The organism is Bacteroides intestinalis (assembly GCF_003464595.1).
GTDB lineage: Bacteria > Bacteroidota > Bacteroidia > Bacteroidales > Bacteroidaceae > Bacteroides > Bacteroides intestinalis_A.
In genome coordinates this window covers 88,249-103,550 of sequence record NZ_QRZF01000010.1, presented here as the reverse complement: position 1 = coordinate 103,550, position 15,302 = coordinate 88,249, and the positions used below count along the sequence as shown (strand labels likewise).

Sequence of the window (15,302 nt, the reverse complement as noted above, 5' to 3'; positions counted from 1 at the left end):
TTTCAGATACGCTGGATCACCGGAGGTGGATTTCGCAGGATCTCTGTTGCATCGAAACAGGGACATTCCTTGATCCATTCTTCCGGTTCAATTTCACCGTTATGGTTCAGGTCGGGGCTGAGATCGCGATGCCCCACTACTCTACTACCGGGGTAATCCTGCAATAACAACATTACCAATACACGAAGGGAGTGTTTCTGGAAATCAGTTCTTGTGTCAGAAGCACGGCCGTTCGTGTCCAACCCTCCTTCATAACATACACCTATTGAGTGAGCATTGTATCCTTTCGCATGTGCACCGGGTTTTTCTACGTGACGAAGGCTTTTAATATCCCCGTTCTTCCTTATATAATAATGATAACCTGCGCCGGAGAATCCCCGGCACAGGTGGTCTGTGGTTAAGTCATATTCCGTATAGCAACGGTCAGCGCAGGTGGCGCTGCAATGAATGACGATTAAATCAATTTTTCTCATTTCTTATTTATTAGACTCCTATTATCTTATCTGACCGTCATCGCATGTGCACTCAGTGCACCCAATACAGCCGAAGCCACTGCAATTACAATTTTCAACACAGCATCCCAAGTCAATTTCTTCATAACACATCAAGTTTAGGTAAAACTACAAGCCACGCCCTCCCACCGCGCAGCCTTTCATTCTTTAATTATTAATTTTTAATTTCTCCGGCTTTAGACCCTATCCCAGCGGATCTTCCTCCAATCCTCCATCAGGCTTATTGGAAGATCCCCCTTCTCCATCCGTCTTTTCCAGGGAGAACGTCACATTCGCAGTACTTCTGGTTTGGGCGTTGCTGCCATTTACCAGTTTCAATTCCTTATCCGGAACAAAGCGGATGTTGACACGTGAGATATTCCTTACCGTACATTTGTCTGCCGTTTCTGTGCCCGGACAGCAGAACGTCATGTGAAATGTGCCGAACTTATTCAGCTTCACCTTATTGCCATTGGCAAGGTTTGCCTGAACTTCTTCTACAAGGGCTTCAATCACATGTTTCACATCGCCTTTGGTCATGGCGCAATTCTTCTCAATGGCGGCGGCCAGTACGTCGATATCCACCTTGCCACATGTGAGGGGGACTTGACGGAGGTAATACAACTTTGGGGAACTGGAATCACTGACAATCTTTCTGCGCAGATAGCGCTCTACAAGTACATCCATAAGTGAATCAAAATTAAGTTAAGGTTTAAGTTAAACTTGCTCTTTCAAGCGTATCACAAAGATACAAAATCAGAGAGGCAAAGTCAAGCATTACGATGTTTATTTTTCAATTATTTTCAATTAATAATTGATGCGATAATAGTTATTTTATTTGGCATTTTGCATCAACCATTCCATAGGCGGAACATAATCTCCCATCTTCGTCAAACTCGGATTATGATGAAAGTAAACGTCTCCCGTCTCTCCATTGCGATGCTTGGCCACGATCACTACTCCCAGTCCTTCAGCGGGATATTTGCTTTTACGGTCTATCGTCTGGCCGCAAATGGCGGGACGATACAGTAACATCACCATGTCCGCGTCCTGTTCGATGGCTCCACTCTCACGCAGGTCGCTCAATTCCGGGCGATGTCCGGGCCGGCCTGCACTCTCACGGTTCAACTGGCTCAGAAGCAAGACGGGGATATTCAGTTCCTTAGCCAGTAATTTGGCTTTGCGGCTTGCCTGTGCCACCTCCTGTTCCCGGTTCCGGTTACTTTGGTCGGACTTCATATCGCAGAGTTGCAGGTAATCCAGAATCACCATATCGCAGTTTCCCTTGCTTTGCAGCATCCGGGCCGAAGAACGCACCCGGTCCATGCTTGTCACCGGATGGTCGTCTATGTGGATGGGCAGGCGGGCAAGTTCGGCGGTGGCATTGCGTATCTGGCGCAATTCTTCCGGAGTCAACTGCCCGCTTTTCAGGTGCTGCGGACTGACGTCCGGCGTAGCTGCCAGCAGCCATCGGTCACCCAGGCGTTCGCCTTGCATTTCGAGGCTGTACACGGCTACATGGTGTCCTGCCATGGCTGCTGATCGTGCCAGGTGAAGGGCAAAGGCGGTTTTACCTACCGAAGGACGGGCGGCAATGACGACCAGATCTCCACATTGCCAGCCCGAAGTGAGAGTATCCAGGTCGGTAAATCCCGTAGGGACTCCTGTGATCCCATTCTTGCTGGAGGCAACACGCATCTCTACTTGCGCAAAGGTATCCTCCATTAACTGATCCATCGAACGTAGATGGTCGGTAGTGCCACATTCATTTTCAAGGCGATCCAGCAGCGCATGCGCATCTACCAGTGTGTCGGCAATGTCTATGGTTTCATCGGTGGCGGATGCCAGTAGTTTGTGGAAGCCGAGCCTCATTTCGCGCCTTACAAACTTCTGCCGGAGAATGAGTACATGGTATTCCAGATGGGCGGAAGAAGCCACCTGTCCACTGATACGCGTCAGGGCGAAAGGGCCTCCCACAGCATCCAGTTTGCCGCGGGCACCAAGCTCATCCCTTACGGTGATGAGGTCGATGGACTTTCCCGCGCGATACATGGCTTGCAGGGCGGCATATATTTCGAGGTTCTTTTCTTCATAGAACATTTCAGGGCGCAGCTTGTCTGCTATAAGGGGCATGGCTTCACGCTCCATCATGCAGGCGCTCAGGATGGCTTCTTCAAGCTCGGCATCGTGCGGATTAATCAAAGTACTCATTAGTAAAGGCTTTATTAGATAAATAATTGGCTGCTTGCAGGCAGTATTTGATGTCACTGAGGTGGAAATAATATTCATTGATGTTATCCAGGGCGAGCTTCTTTTCTTCGGCGGACAGCTTTTTCCATTCCCGCTTGGCACGTCCGATATTTAATTTCTGTCTTTCGGTGATTTCGTGGTAGGCATCCCAGAAGATGTCGAACTCACCACTATCGGCTCCCGGTTTAGAGGGGATACGCTCACTCTTTCCGGTCAGCAGGTCATAGTCCGGTATGCGAATGTGCGTGGTGTATGGGTTGACAAGCCTTTCTATAAAACCTTCGTCAAACATCCTGCGGAAGAAGTAACGGGTGCGGTTTCGGTTCCAGCCGAAGATCTCCGCCCAATGGTTTAGTGTGAGAATAGATTCGCCCCGTCGGCATTCGAACGAATACCCATTGATGCAACAGGTGGTTTGACTGTAGTTAACGTGTGTCAGTACCAGTACAAAAGCTTCAAAATGCCCTTTTGCCTGCTGGTTTAAAATCATTTGTTCTTCAAATAATGCTTTCGGAAACAGGACATATCCTTTACTCAAAATACCCTGAAGGTGGTTATTCATGTTTTTTCTTGTTTAATTGATTGATTGATGTTTCAAAATTACTCCTTTACAGCAGGGAATGCAATTATCCGGTTATGAGGGGTTAAATAATCCAGTTTTGATTAATAACAGAGGGGTGTATTGGTTAGATTTTTTATCACCACCCCTTTCACACCCCTCTTACCCTTCCGAAACCCTTTGTGGATAAGGGTTTCGGAGGATGGTAGAAAAACGTTTTCACACCCCCTTTCACCCCATAATATATATTATAATAATGAATGTATTAAAATACATTATATTTTTTCCGCCATTTTAGGTACGAATAAGTATGGATTTTTATCTATTGCCTCCTTCACCAACAAGGGCATGCCCCATTGCCGGACTAAGGCTAATATCTGTTTCGGGGTCAGTATGGTAGTTTTATGGGTGAATCCGGCTTCTGTCAGTTCTGCCAGCAATGATGCGTGTCCTTTTATTGCCCGGCGCAATGATTTTACTGCCGAGCAGTCGTACTGATAATTGGGAAAATAGGCTACAGCGATTTCTGTAATGGAGTGGCAGCCTTGCAGCATCCATTCAAAACTTTGTTCTTTCATTTTATTTGTTTTTTAATTAATGATGCGGCAAAGTTAGTCCGAAAAATTGGGGAGGGAAAAACCGGAGGTAAAGGGTGAGAAAACATAATGAAATATAAGGCAATAGATCAGTTAGCAGAAGTAACAATGCTGTATTGTTTCATTGTAGTTTCATGTTTGAGATGCTAAGAATTAAATAATAAAAAAGTTGAGTTTTTACCCTACTAATTAGATAATTCTCTTTATCTTTGTTGAAACATTACACAAACAGATGGGAAAATTTATCAATCCGTTCACCGATTACGGATTTAAGAAAATATTCGGCCAAGAGATTTCTAAGGATTTATTAATAGACTTCTTAAATGATTTGCTGAAGGGTGAACGGGTGATAACGGATCTCACATTCTTGAACAATGAACAACTGCCTGAGTATGACGAAGGACGAGGTCTTATCTATGATATCTATTGCTGCACGGATACCGGCGAGAAGATCATTGTGGAGATGCAGAATAAGTCGCAGTTGCATTTTAAGGAACGTGCGCTTTATTATCTTTCTAATGCAATAGTGCAACAAGGTGAAAAAGGTAATGAATGGAGATTCAATATAAAGGCTGTATATGGAGTTTTCTTTATGAACTTTCTGTTTGGTAATACTGTTAAGTTACGGACGGACGTTATCCTTGCCGATCGTGATACAGGCGAACTTTTCACGGACAGGATGCGTCAGGTATTTATAGCTCTTCCTGTTTTTAAGAAGGAGGAAGAAGAATGTGAGAATGACTTTGAACGTTGGATATATACATTAAAGAATATGGAGACACTGAAACGAATGCCATTTAAGGCCCGCAAGGCAGTCTTCGAAAAGCTTGAAGAAATTGCCGATGTAGCTTCTCTTAGTCAAGAGGAGCGGAGGCGTTATGAAAATAGCGTAAATGTGTATCGCACTAATTTGTGCGTACTGGATGCAGCGAAAGAGGAAGGTGCTAAAGAAAAGAGTCTGTCTATAGCTCGCTCATTAAAGCAACTCAATACTCCTATTGATGTAATTGTGAAATCTACCGGCCTTTCCGAAGAAGAAATCACTGCATTATAAAGAATTTACTTCTTGAAAAAGAATAGAGAATGCCCTTTCTATGCCTGAGTATAGTTAGGGCATTTATACTTCTGCTCTCTCCCTTTTAAAATACGTCAGTACCGTTGCCGGTGATAGCTGCTTGTGCCCGGCAGTTTGCGTGCGGCTTTCGAAGCAATAGCGACTATTGACTATGAGGCAAAACAGTGTATAATTGAACGAGCAATGCAAATGGTGTTGCAGATAATCGTAGAGACGGGATATGCGAATGAAGAAAGTGGAAACATGCCGGCGGGAAATGAAACTGCGATATCTCTTTTTCTTACGAGATCGTTTTAGTTTTTGTAAGGTATATTCCAGTTGTTTGATGTCATTGTGATTATAATTCATACTGCGTTTTAAATCTTCCAGACGTGTTTGTTGACGGGCATAACGTTCTTTCTTCTTGGCAATCATATCCATGATATCTTCTTCGGTCATATTCATGCCCCGGTTCTTTGCTCTCATTGTTTTGGCTTTAGTGGTTATAATGATTAAAAATACATGGTCTGTTCACTATGAACAGACGGTCTGCTGAGATTAAACAGACCGTCTGTTGGAGTGTAACGGATGGTGTGTTTGCTTTAGGGTTCCCACAATAATTTGGGATATTCTCCCTGATTATAGGATTTCCAGTGCGAACTACCCCAACCGTTTGAAGTTTCTGCACTGTATGAAGGCCATGAACTTGGATTATTGAAAAAATTATCATCAGTCGTTATTCCGGCATTGATGGAATAGTGTAGCTTGTTATTTGTTACAGAAGTCCCATAATTATTTTTAGAATAACTATTATCTAATTCTCCCATAATACTTCCTATACGGTTATTTCCACCATTATCTATTAATTGCCCCGCATTATAGCAATATTCAAGAACTTTAGTTCTAACCAAACGACTTATTATTCCACCACAATCACCATCGTTTTTTCGGGCATTACTTTTGGTAATTGTTCCGGTATTATAACAATATCTTATTTCTGTATCCATTTTATCTATTTCGTTTGTGCTTACCTGATTTCCCCATGTAAGGCCTACAATACCACCACCATATGTATCAACCGTAATGTTCCCGGAGTTTTTACAATATTCTATTATACTATGTGAGCCATTGCCTACTACACCACCAATATCTCCACCATTGGTAACAGTGATAGTTGCTGCATTACTACAGTTTAATATTTTGTGGCCGGATAATGTACTTTCATTTACAACACCTCCAACTGTTTTGTTATTGACATTTATTGTACCAGAAGTTAAGTGTACATTTTGTATAGTACCTCCGTTAGAAGAAAATATTCCTCCTTGAGTGCTAACTAAATTATTGACTTTATATCCTTTCCCATCGTATAATGCCCCGCTTTTTACAGGTTTCCAATTGTCGTATGCCGACAAATCTAAGTCTGCCTTTTGTTCATAATATTCCGTTTCCGCTGAGTTATTATCTGTTCCTTCTACATCTACACCTCTCAGCTGTGGTGGAGTCGTTACCAAGTATGGATCAGCAGCCGAAGTTCCTGCCCCTTCCATACCACCTGTACTAAGAGGGATAGTCAGACTCTTATTAGTAGCATTTATCGTTATATTCGAGGTCGTGACAGCGAGCAGTAATTGCTCTTTACTATCTGCTTTTGCCAGATTATCAGTGATATAAATACTGAAAGAAGTGAAAGTCTCCGGAGATTTTCTTAAACCATCCAGTAAATACTGGTTATTACTTCCCGAAATGAGGCTTGTACTATATTCAGTTCCATTTATTACTACTTTTGAAACAGGACCTAATACACCTACATAATTTCCGGTATTCAGTTCAAGGTATCTATTATCAAAAGGAGCTTTAATGCGTATATATTTCCCTGCCGTGATATCGGCAGCCGCAAGAGATTTCTGAAATGCATAACGGTTATCCACAGGACCGTAATCAAATCCTATTTCGGCATCTATACCGGGTTCCACGAGATAGCGATATATTCCGTCTGACATCTTCCAGGGCTTAATACCGTAGAATATAGGGGCGGGATCATAACTGGCACTTGAATTGGATGTCTCGTCTATTTCTATCTCTATCAATGACATGGCATGTGTGAAAGGCAGACTCAATGTGCTGCTGCTGAGTGTACCTGTAGCAGTCATAAGGTCAGCAGAGCTATAATTGTCATATGTGCTTTGATCTTCCGGCAGAGTAAATGCAGTGGTAATCTCTGCAATACTTTTCTTATCATCCATATTACTGTTGTATGGGTAATAGGCATAATAAGTGACACCACTACCGTACACATATATCTGGTTTCCTGTATTAACAGGTTGCCAGCTATTGGTTGATGCATTGTACTTATAAGGTACATTGTTGTCTAAAACAATGTTATTAGACGCTTTCAGAGAAAAGATACCGATTTGTTCGTTTCCAATAAAAGTGGTCTGATATCCGCTTTCTTGTGTGCGTGTATCTGTGTTTCCTTCAAAGCTACCCAGAGTAACCTGCAAGGAAGTAAGTACTTTACCGGATTTATCTTCAAAATCCGAATTACATGCCATAAGCAGAGTTATGAAAACAATCCATAATACTCTTTTTTCTAATACTCTTTTCATTGTATATATCATTAATCTTAAAAAGTAAAACCCGGATAAGCGTTTTGCATTGTAGTAGGCTGTGCAGCACCATAACTTCCATTATTAAAAATTGTTGGGAAATTACCACTTGTTTTGTATGAGCTTGTCCAAAGATTACCGAAATCCATGTTTCCATAGCTTCCGGAACTTATATTTGTTCTGCTCTTATTCATAATATCCCTGTTCTCATAGGCATACATTGTCTGCCCTAACGACATAACGTACCAGCCACTGCTGGGGCTTGGTGGTGCTGGTGTGCTGTTTATCAGAACTTCACGTATCTCACGAGGATTGGAATTTGAGGTACTAAGACTTTGTGTATTTGTATAGCCATTAAAAGCTGTTATATTATTAGAACCACTTCCGCCTCTCCGTACACCGGATATTCTATCCAGCGTTACGACATATCCTTTAATCTCAGTGGCTCCGGATAATTCCGTACTGCTATAATTTGAAATATTGTCTCCCCGCTCCGTTCCAGTCTTGCCACTGGCATATACGATGCCGATACAGTTTTTTCCTTCAGTTGGCTGTACGTTGTATTGCATCACGGTTCCATCTGTCAGCATACGGTAACCACCATCACTCCACGTACCGTCGTCATAGTAAAAATCGCCTATTTTTATATCTCCGGCTTTATATCCCTCTGCTATCTCACCACTTTTGTCAATATCTACAGTAGTTCCATTCCATACACTGATACTGCCAACCTCTACTGTTGCCGCAGTTCTTGTTATTTTCAGATTATAAGTGATTGAAGTGGCAGCTAGCCAATCGGCCATGGAAGTCAGTGCTAAGTCTGTTATGGTTTTGGTATCTCCTATTCCATTCATTGTATAAGAGAATGTAAGCGTAGCATTTTCAGACGTATTTCCTGTAGCAGCTATAGGCAGTAAGAAAAAGGTTGCAATTTTTCCCGTACTTCCGGCAGTTACTGTGCTGGAAGATGAAGGTAAAGTGGCAGTGCAGGATATATCATTTCCTGTTCCGGAGGCTATGTTGCTCCATTGCATCCAATCTGTTGGAGAAGTAGTGGAGCTAAACGCTACTGTGCCGCTTTTCTTTGTTTTGATGGAAAGAGAATTAATCGTTATTCCTGTAAAACCGCCTCCCGCTTCCACATTGAGGACAATCCGTGTCAGGGCATGTTTGAATGAAAAATTCACTTTGCCGTCACTTGCGGTCTTATTGGGTGCAGGTTTTGCCAATAGCAGATCCGTTTGGGCAGCTTCTGTGGATGGTACTTCGTATGTGAATGAGGGATAACCTGTTGCCGTAATATCCGGTACTGTCAGCCCTGTAGGATTATGCGGTGCATAGGCAAAGAAAGTAATCTTATCGTTACTGTTGGTCGGCCAGAATTTCGTGGGAGTATATTCCCACGTAGCGGTTCCGCTTGCTTTCGTCACTTCCTGATTGTACATGAAGTTTGGAGTGGAAGACGAAACGTTGAAGTTGCTTCCTTGTGTGAGATAAGCCAGTACACCTAAAGAAGTAAGGTTATCCTTGGTAAAATCTGTTCCGCGCGTCTGTGTCTCTACGGTAGGTACAAAGCTAATGGGTATGCCCATAGATGGTTCGTCTCCACCGGAAGATACTTTGTCTCCGCATGCCGAAAAGCAACAGACGGTCAAGCCTGTAATCCAAATCTTTAAAATTCTGCTCATAATGTTTCGTTGCAATACCTCGCGCTTGGGCATGCAGGAAACGAAAGAGGATGGATCAGAGCGAATTCAACCAGCGACTGATATTTCGTTCTTCTTTACTGAATTCTACACCGAGTTTTATTACTTCGCGTCCGTCCGCCTGATAAGGTATCAGGTAACCTTTATCATCAATCTGTTGCAGGGCCTCTTCTGCCGTGCCGTTCAGTTTGAACTCGAAGACGTAAATGTATTTCGGGGTCTTCACTACGGCGTCCGCACGGCCTTTAGCACTTTTCACTTCCGCCTGCGTGAACTGGCCCATCAATTTGAAGACAAGGTAGAACACTACCTGATAGTGACGTTCGGTCTTTGCGTTCAGTTCGTAGGAGAAGTCGGCAAAGAAGGCTTGCAGGCGGGTGAGGAAGGCGTCGTAATCGCCTGCACGCAATTCCTGCACAAACTTACCGATATAAAATCCCTGGTCGCTGTTCGTCATCGAAGTGTAGTATGGTACCAGAAAATTGATAAAGCCATAGCGGACTTCGTCGTTGGGGAACTGCAGCAGGTAATTGCCAAACTCTTGGTCGTAGTCCTTAATGGTGAGATAACCACTCTGGTAAATCAGCGGGATAGGATTACCGGCATTCACGCGATACTCCGTGAACACGGAAGCCGGAGCTTCAATGCCATCGAGCAAGGTACGCAGGTCGTATTCCGTTTCCTGAAGCATTTCAACAAGGAAGGTAGGGGTACCGGTCTGAAACCAGTAACTTCCCAACTCCATATTGCTGAATGCATTCAAGACACTGAACGGATTGAACATACCTTCTCCTCTCGGATGGAAATGATAGCCGTCATAGTTTTTGGTCAGTGCATCTACCGTTTCTTCAAACGTCAGATTGTTTATCTCACCAAAATGCTCTATTTCCGGAATAAAGACTTTGCACAACTCTTCTTTCGTAATACCACACACAGCAGAATAGTAATAATTCATGCTGATATCCTGCAGCTGGTTCAGATCACTAAATACGCTGACTTGCGAGAATTTCGTCACTCCGGTAATGAAGACGAAACGCAGGTAGCGGTCGGCGCTTTTCAGCACGCCGTAAAAGGCTTTCAGGGTTTTACGGTATTCCTCCAGCAAGTCGTTGTCGCCAAGGGCTTGCAGCAAGGGTTTGTCGTATTCGTCCACCAGCACCACAACACCGCAACCGGCTTGTTCGCAGGCACGGCGGATGATACCGGAGAAACGGGTGGAAAGGGTGTTTTCATCGACACCTTTACCATATAAAGCTTCCCATTGAGTCAGTTGGTTACTGAGAATATTACCCAAACGTTCGGGAGAGTCATATTTTTCTGCATTCAAATCCAGATGCAGCACCGGATACTGTTTCCATTCCGTCTCCATCTTTTCAATGGCAAGACCTTCAAAGAGTTCCTTCTTGCCTTCGAAGTAGGCTTCGAAAGTGGAAAGGAGAAGGCTCTTGCCGAAACGGCGGGGACGGCTCAGGAAATAAGGATTGGACGCGAAAGCCATTTTCCAAATGAATTCGGTCTTATCCACATACAGATAATTACCTTTGCGAAGTTTCTCAAAGGTCTGTATCCCGATAGGGAGCTTACGCATCAATGCATTATATTCCATAAATGTCCATTTTCCTTTTAATAGGTTCAAAGATAATCATTTTTTTCCATAATCTTTCGTTTCCAGCATGTCAAAGAGCGAGCGTTATAACTTTTTTGTTTTAACTGTGTGCCCGGAGAAGGACATTCAACCTTGTCCGGGCTTGGTTAGGGTGGTATTGAGATAAAAAAATGTCCGGCTTAATTTACTGTAACATCTTTATCTCCGCCGGTGGTATCCCAATTAAAACTATCCGTTACGTCTACTTCTATTGAGTTCAACCCGATGGTGAAGGTGAAAGCGTATGCTTTTCCCTGTGCAAGGATTCCGGTTCCCAGGTCTACTTCTTTAGTGAAAGAAGAAACTGCGGCAGTGGAAGCCCCTAAAGAAGGAATAGTAGCAATATCATACGTAATAGAGGCTTTCACCTCATCAGCGCTTGTTGTACCGGTTGCTCCATCTATAGGAATGAAGAACAGGTATTGGTCAGCCGTGAACAGGCTGGCTGCTGTTTCATTGATTGAAACGGCGGGTGTGGTATAACCTTTCCAGGCGGGATTTTCCAGTTTGAGCACACCGTTGGATGAAGTTGCAGCAAGAGGATAAGGACTTGACAGATATTTAGCTGCCTCACCTGGTAATGTTGGCAGTGTCCAGGTAGCATCATTCATGTTGATAGTTGCCTCTCCGGCAAGCTTCGTCGTATGCTTCAGGCTGATGCCGGTAATGTACACCTTAGTTTCAGCATTGGAAGATATGCTCTTGTCCGTCTTAGCTTTCATGGTGACACGGGTGAGTACGTGTTTAAAGTCGAAAGTGACTTTACCGCTGGCAGTTGTTTGTTGTTGGTCTTTCTTGGCTGTAGATACCACCAAGTCTACCATGTCTTTCTGGTTAGTCTGCGACTCAAAAGTTAGAGAGGGATCTGTAGAGTTCGTAGCATTCGTCAGGGTGATGCCATTTGCACCTCCTGTACTATACGGGGCATAAGCGAAGAAAGAGAGTTTATCCGTACTATTTCCCGGCCAGAATTTCAGTGGAGAATATTCCCAACCACCACTGCCACTACCGCCTGTAGCATTCCATGTAGTATGTACATTATCCATAAATGTACCTTTGGATCCACCGGTTGAATAGTTTCCAGTGGTCTGATAGGCAAGAATACCGAAACCTTTACTGGCCACTTTCAGCCCGTTGGCTGTAGTTCCGTCATTCGTCGAGTTGTCCGTAACCAAACCTTTTGTCTGTGTACCTGTGTACACTCCGAAACCAATGGTGCGGTTCGCATCCGGATTGGTTTCCATAACCTCATTTTGCGAGCATCCTGCCACCATAAGGGCGGTTGCCGCTACAAAAAATAAACTTTTCGTTTTCATAACTTGATACATATTTAATTAATAAAAAAGAGTTTCTATACCGGTATATCTACCTGTTGGTCATCTTCCCAGTCATCCACACCGACATCGAATCCGGAATCGGAACCGCCTTCGGGTTTTACATCCGGGAAAGTTTTAGGGACGGAGGCTTCTATGTGTAGCGTAATATTTCCAATCTCATCTGTTTGTTCTTCTACGGTTATATCCGTCAATGTTTGCTCTATCACTGTCTTACCATCCACCAACAGTGCCCTCAGCAGGATGGAATGTGAAAGTGAACGGTCGAAACCGAATACGTCGAGTGTACCTTTCATCGTACCGTCCGTGAAAGAACCTTCATCGAAGTCGGGGCTTCCTACGGTGAACTCCTGTCCGCCCAGTTCTTCACCCGCATGGCCGTCGTGCAGGAAGACCGAAAGAGGTACACCATACAATGTGCAACGTACTTCACGCACATTTTGCAGACCTTTCACATTCAATGTCACCTGTATGCGGCGGGTGAGCGGCACGGGCGTAAAGTGCATTTTGCAAGCACCTGCGGGACATGCGGCGCGTGATGCAGCAGGAGCGTAATTGCCCAGCATATCATCCGTCACTTCAAAATGGCGTATGGTGGCGGCGGCCAGCTTGTCGGGCGAAGAGACTATGACACGTGTCGATGTACGGGTCACCACTTCTCTGGCGTATGCTTCAAGAGCTTCCACGGCATCTTGTCCACGGAACAGGAGGTTATTGAAATCGGTGAAAGAACGATTGAAAAGCACAACGTCGTAAGTGCCGAGGGGCAGGCGCACAGTGGTATATTCACGTTCACCTGTCAGCAACACACGGGGCTGGCTGCCATCTTGCGGGAAGATGACCAGCGTGGCACCATCTTCTTTTTCTTCTTCCAGACCTGCGCGGCTCCAATCGGCAGTTACGGATATTTCAGACTCCATATAATAGGTGATGTCACGGCGCTCGCAACTGCAAAACACCAACAGCAGGAGAAGGAATGTTATTAATTTGAAATTCATCTCTCCCCTCCTTTCACTTTTCGGCCCAGTACCCACACAAAGGATATTTTAGCCTTTGTCGGTCCAAACCAGGTATAACTCCCGTTGCTCTGCCAGAGCAGTGTGTGGTAGTCGTTGATGGTGCGATAATGTTTGTAATTGGTTTGCAGCAGGCCGATGCCGATGCAGAACTCAAAGTTCAAATTACGGGCAATGGGAAGCGCATAACCGTAACTGATGCCGGAGGCGATATAGAATTCGCCTTGGTATCCTTTTTCTTCCCATTGCAGGTCGTATTTTCCGCCACCTGCATAGAAACCGAAGAAATGTCCGGTGAGTGCACGGCGGTTCATGCGTTTGCCCAGCCAGTATCGGGCTTCCAGTCCGCCGGAAAGAAGCTGGAGGCAGTATTTGTCATGATCGATGAGCCACCAGGGAAATATCCATTCTACATTCAGCGACCAACGCTCACGTCTTCCCAAAGGCAGTTCCAGCTCAATGTTCGGGGATATGGCAAGGTCGAACAGTAGGTTCGTTTTCAAGGCGAACAAGGGGCGGGAAGCACGACGCTGTTCAGGTGAAGAAGATGCAGACTGTAGAAGGGGCAGACTGCATTGGTCAGGTGTGCTCTGCCAGTCAGGCATACTCTGTTGACAGGTCTGGCTGTAAGGTATCGTACTTTCCTTTTGATCCACATGATTAAGTACCGAATCATGTTCGGCTACAAAATCCGGTTGAACCGCTTTCAGCTTCACCAGACAAACCGCTGCATTGCGAAGTTGCGGAAGCAGCTTCTTACTGATATAGCGATAAGCATACCCACAGTTCAGTTTTTTCAGTAACACTTTACAGCGATCCCGATCAGGTATCTCATCCAGAATACACAATACATCCTCACGGTCGGGAACGGAATCGTCAGAAACAACCAGTTCACGCAGTTTACCCCAGTCCTCACCCACCGGATCGATCAACAGGCGTTCACGATCCAGATGGGGGTATTTCCAGAGTAAATATCCTTTCACGGCGATGGCACGCTGCCGGGCAAGAGTCAAGTTGTGGCGGGCATCACCTTCGGGAGAAGCGTAAGAGAAGATAGTGATGGTATCAACGTACACGGCGGAAAGGCTGTCAGCGAACAGGACAGAGAAGGATTCAAGCGTGCGTGGATTATCCATATAATCGTACTCCACCAACGAACGGTTCTGGCGGAAATGAAGTAGTAAAGGAGTTCGGGAAAGGCTGTCAAGTACTGATACGGTAGTACTGATCTCCGGTCGTACTTCCCTTGTAGCTGCATTTGCCATAAAAGAACCTATTGCAAGCAGCGGGAAGCAGAGGCTATGGGCGAATATGTATAATAAGCGCTTCATTACAGGTCGAAGAGTTTGATTTCAGATAAGTAAAGGCGTGTCATGTGATTGATAATTCCCAGACGGTTAGCGGCCAGACGGTATTGAGCATACATCTCCTCACGGGTGGGATGATTACAGTTCAGATGTTCGTCAAGGACTTCCAATACATCCAGCAGGGAGATGCTCGAATAAGGCCGGGCAAGCTCATACGAAGAGAGGAGATTATCAGCAGAGGCGTCCTTACGGCGGATCAAGCCACCTGTTTCCAACCGGGTTAAAAGCTCAGTTAAACAGTGGGGCGCAACAGGATACTGTGTTGTGCGATAAGGATAGCCGCCAGTGTATATGTCGTATAATACGGCAATAGCTGTCTGTGTCAATTGTGTCAGCATAAGCAAAAGTTTTGCCGTTACTCCGTAAGTAACGGTGTGTGAATAGCATTACTCCGTAAGTAACGGAAACCCACAAATACGAATACTGTAAGGCGTTATGGAAGCATGACAGGTCCTTGAATCAGATTTTATGTAGAAGTAAAGCGTAAGATATTACATATCCATGTTGAAGAGTATAACGTGGGAAGGAGAATCGTGTGTTTTCTCATAGTCGGTAGGACTGTAATATGTCTGTTTGTCGGTATATTTTTCTACTAAAGCCGTGTGTAAAGTTAAAATATTGTCATTTTTTAAAGCTTATAATTTGTTTTTACGAAATTTACTCTATCTTTGTCGCGTA

Annotated in this window: 15 protein-coding genes; 1 reads left to right on the top strand and 14 read right to left on the bottom strand. The window is 44.5% G+C overall.

Annotation, left to right across the window (positions count from 1 at the left end; genetic code table 11):
• Positions 1-2 precede the first annotated feature (2 nt).
• From DWW10_RS15215 to DWW10_RS15195, 6 genes are all read right to left on the bottom strand, one after another.
• On the bottom strand, positions 3-473 hold the full coding sequence (locus DWW10_RS15215) for an N-acetylmuramoyl-L-alanine amidase (protein ID WP_118421758.1): 471 nt from the start codon (positions 471-473) through the stop codon (positions 3-5).
• A gap of 26 nt (positions 474-499) precedes the next feature.
• Positions 500-598 carry a smalltalk protein gene (locus DWW10_RS26080; RefSeq protein ID WP_182021424.1) on the bottom strand — a complete coding sequence of 33 codons (99 nt, stop codon included), beginning with the start codon at positions 596-598 and terminating at the stop codon, positions 500-502.
• 97 nt (positions 599-695) lie between these two features.
• A complete protein-coding gene (locus DWW10_RS15210) occupies positions 696-1,178 on the bottom strand; it encodes an HU family DNA-binding protein (protein WP_118421757.1) in 483 nt (160 codons plus the stop codon).
• Between the two features lie 147 nt (positions 1,179-1,325).
• The gene (gene dnaB, locus DWW10_RS15205) at positions 1,326-2,702 is read right to left on the bottom strand and encodes a replicative DNA helicase (protein ID WP_118421756.1); all 1,377 of its coding nucleotides are present in this window, start codon (positions 2,700-2,702) and stop codon (positions 1,326-1,328) included.
• Positions 2,686-3,303 (bottom strand): hypothetical protein, encoded by a 618-nt coding sequence (locus tag DWW10_RS15200; protein WP_118421755.1) that lies wholly within the window; start codon positions 3,301-3,303, stop codon positions 2,686-2,688. Before DWW10_RS15200 ends, dnaB begins: the two co-directional genes overlap by 17 nt.
• A gap of 272 nt (positions 3,304-3,575) precedes the next feature.
• Positions 3,576-3,878, bottom strand: a complete 303-nt coding sequence (locus DWW10_RS15195) for a DUF4248 domain-containing protein (protein ID WP_118222282.1) — start codon at positions 3,876-3,878, stop codon at positions 3,576-3,578.
• Positions 3,879-4,128: 250 nt separating this feature from the next.
• Between DWW10_RS15195 and DWW10_RS15190 the strand changes: the two genes are divergently transcribed.
• Entirely contained in the window at positions 4,129-4,950 is an 822-nt protein-coding gene (locus DWW10_RS15190) for an Rpn family recombination-promoting nuclease/putative transposase (protein WP_118421754.1), read from the top strand.
• Positions 4,951-5,013: 63 nt separating this feature from the next.
• On the opposite strand, the gene DWW10_RS15185 is transcribed toward DWW10_RS15190, so the two are convergent.
• From DWW10_RS15185 to DWW10_RS15150, 8 genes are all read right to left on the bottom strand, one after another.
• A complete protein-coding gene (locus tag DWW10_RS15185) occupies positions 5,014-5,436 on the bottom strand; it encodes a hypothetical protein (protein ID WP_118421753.1) in 423 nt (140 codons plus the stop codon).
• A 116-nt stretch (positions 5,437-5,552) separates the two neighbouring features.
• Complete coding sequence (locus tag DWW10_RS15180; protein WP_182021422.1) at positions 5,553-7,556, bottom strand: fimbrillin family protein; 2,004 nt, start codon at positions 7,554-7,556, stop codon at positions 5,553-5,555.
• 17 nt (positions 7,557-7,573) lie between these two features.
• Positions 7,574-9,244: a fimbrillin family protein gene (locus DWW10_RS15175; protein WP_182021420.1), complete on the bottom strand. Its 1,671-nt coding sequence runs from the start codon at positions 9,242-9,244 to the stop codon at positions 7,574-7,576.
• A gap of 55 nt (positions 9,245-9,299) precedes the next feature.
• On the bottom strand, positions 9,300-10,868 hold the full coding sequence (locus tag DWW10_RS15170; RefSeq protein WP_118421860.1) for an ATP-binding protein: 1,569 nt from the start codon (positions 10,866-10,868) through the stop codon (positions 9,300-9,302).
• Between the two features lie 179 nt (positions 10,869-11,047).
• Complete coding sequence (locus tag DWW10_RS15165; protein WP_118421750.1) at positions 11,048-12,223, bottom strand: fimbrillin family protein; 1,176 nt, start codon at positions 12,221-12,223, stop codon at positions 11,048-11,050.
• A 35-nt stretch (positions 12,224-12,258) separates the two neighbouring features.
• Positions 12,259-13,239 (bottom strand): DUF5119 domain-containing protein, encoded by a 981-nt coding sequence (locus tag DWW10_RS15160; protein ID WP_118421749.1) that lies wholly within the window; start codon positions 13,237-13,239, stop codon positions 12,259-12,261.
• Positions 13,236-14,588 (bottom strand): DUF3575 domain-containing protein, encoded by a 1,353-nt coding sequence (locus DWW10_RS15155; RefSeq protein WP_118421748.1) that lies wholly within the window; start codon positions 14,586-14,588, stop codon positions 13,236-13,238. Before DWW10_RS15155 ends, DWW10_RS15160 begins: the two co-directional genes overlap by 4 nt.
• Positions 14,588-14,962: a hypothetical protein gene (locus tag DWW10_RS15150; RefSeq protein WP_118421747.1), complete on the bottom strand. Its 375-nt coding sequence runs from the start codon at positions 14,960-14,962 to the stop codon at positions 14,588-14,590. The genes DWW10_RS15155 and DWW10_RS15150 overlap by 1 nt, the downstream gene beginning before the upstream one ends.
• Positions 14,963-15,302 lie beyond the last annotated feature (340 nt).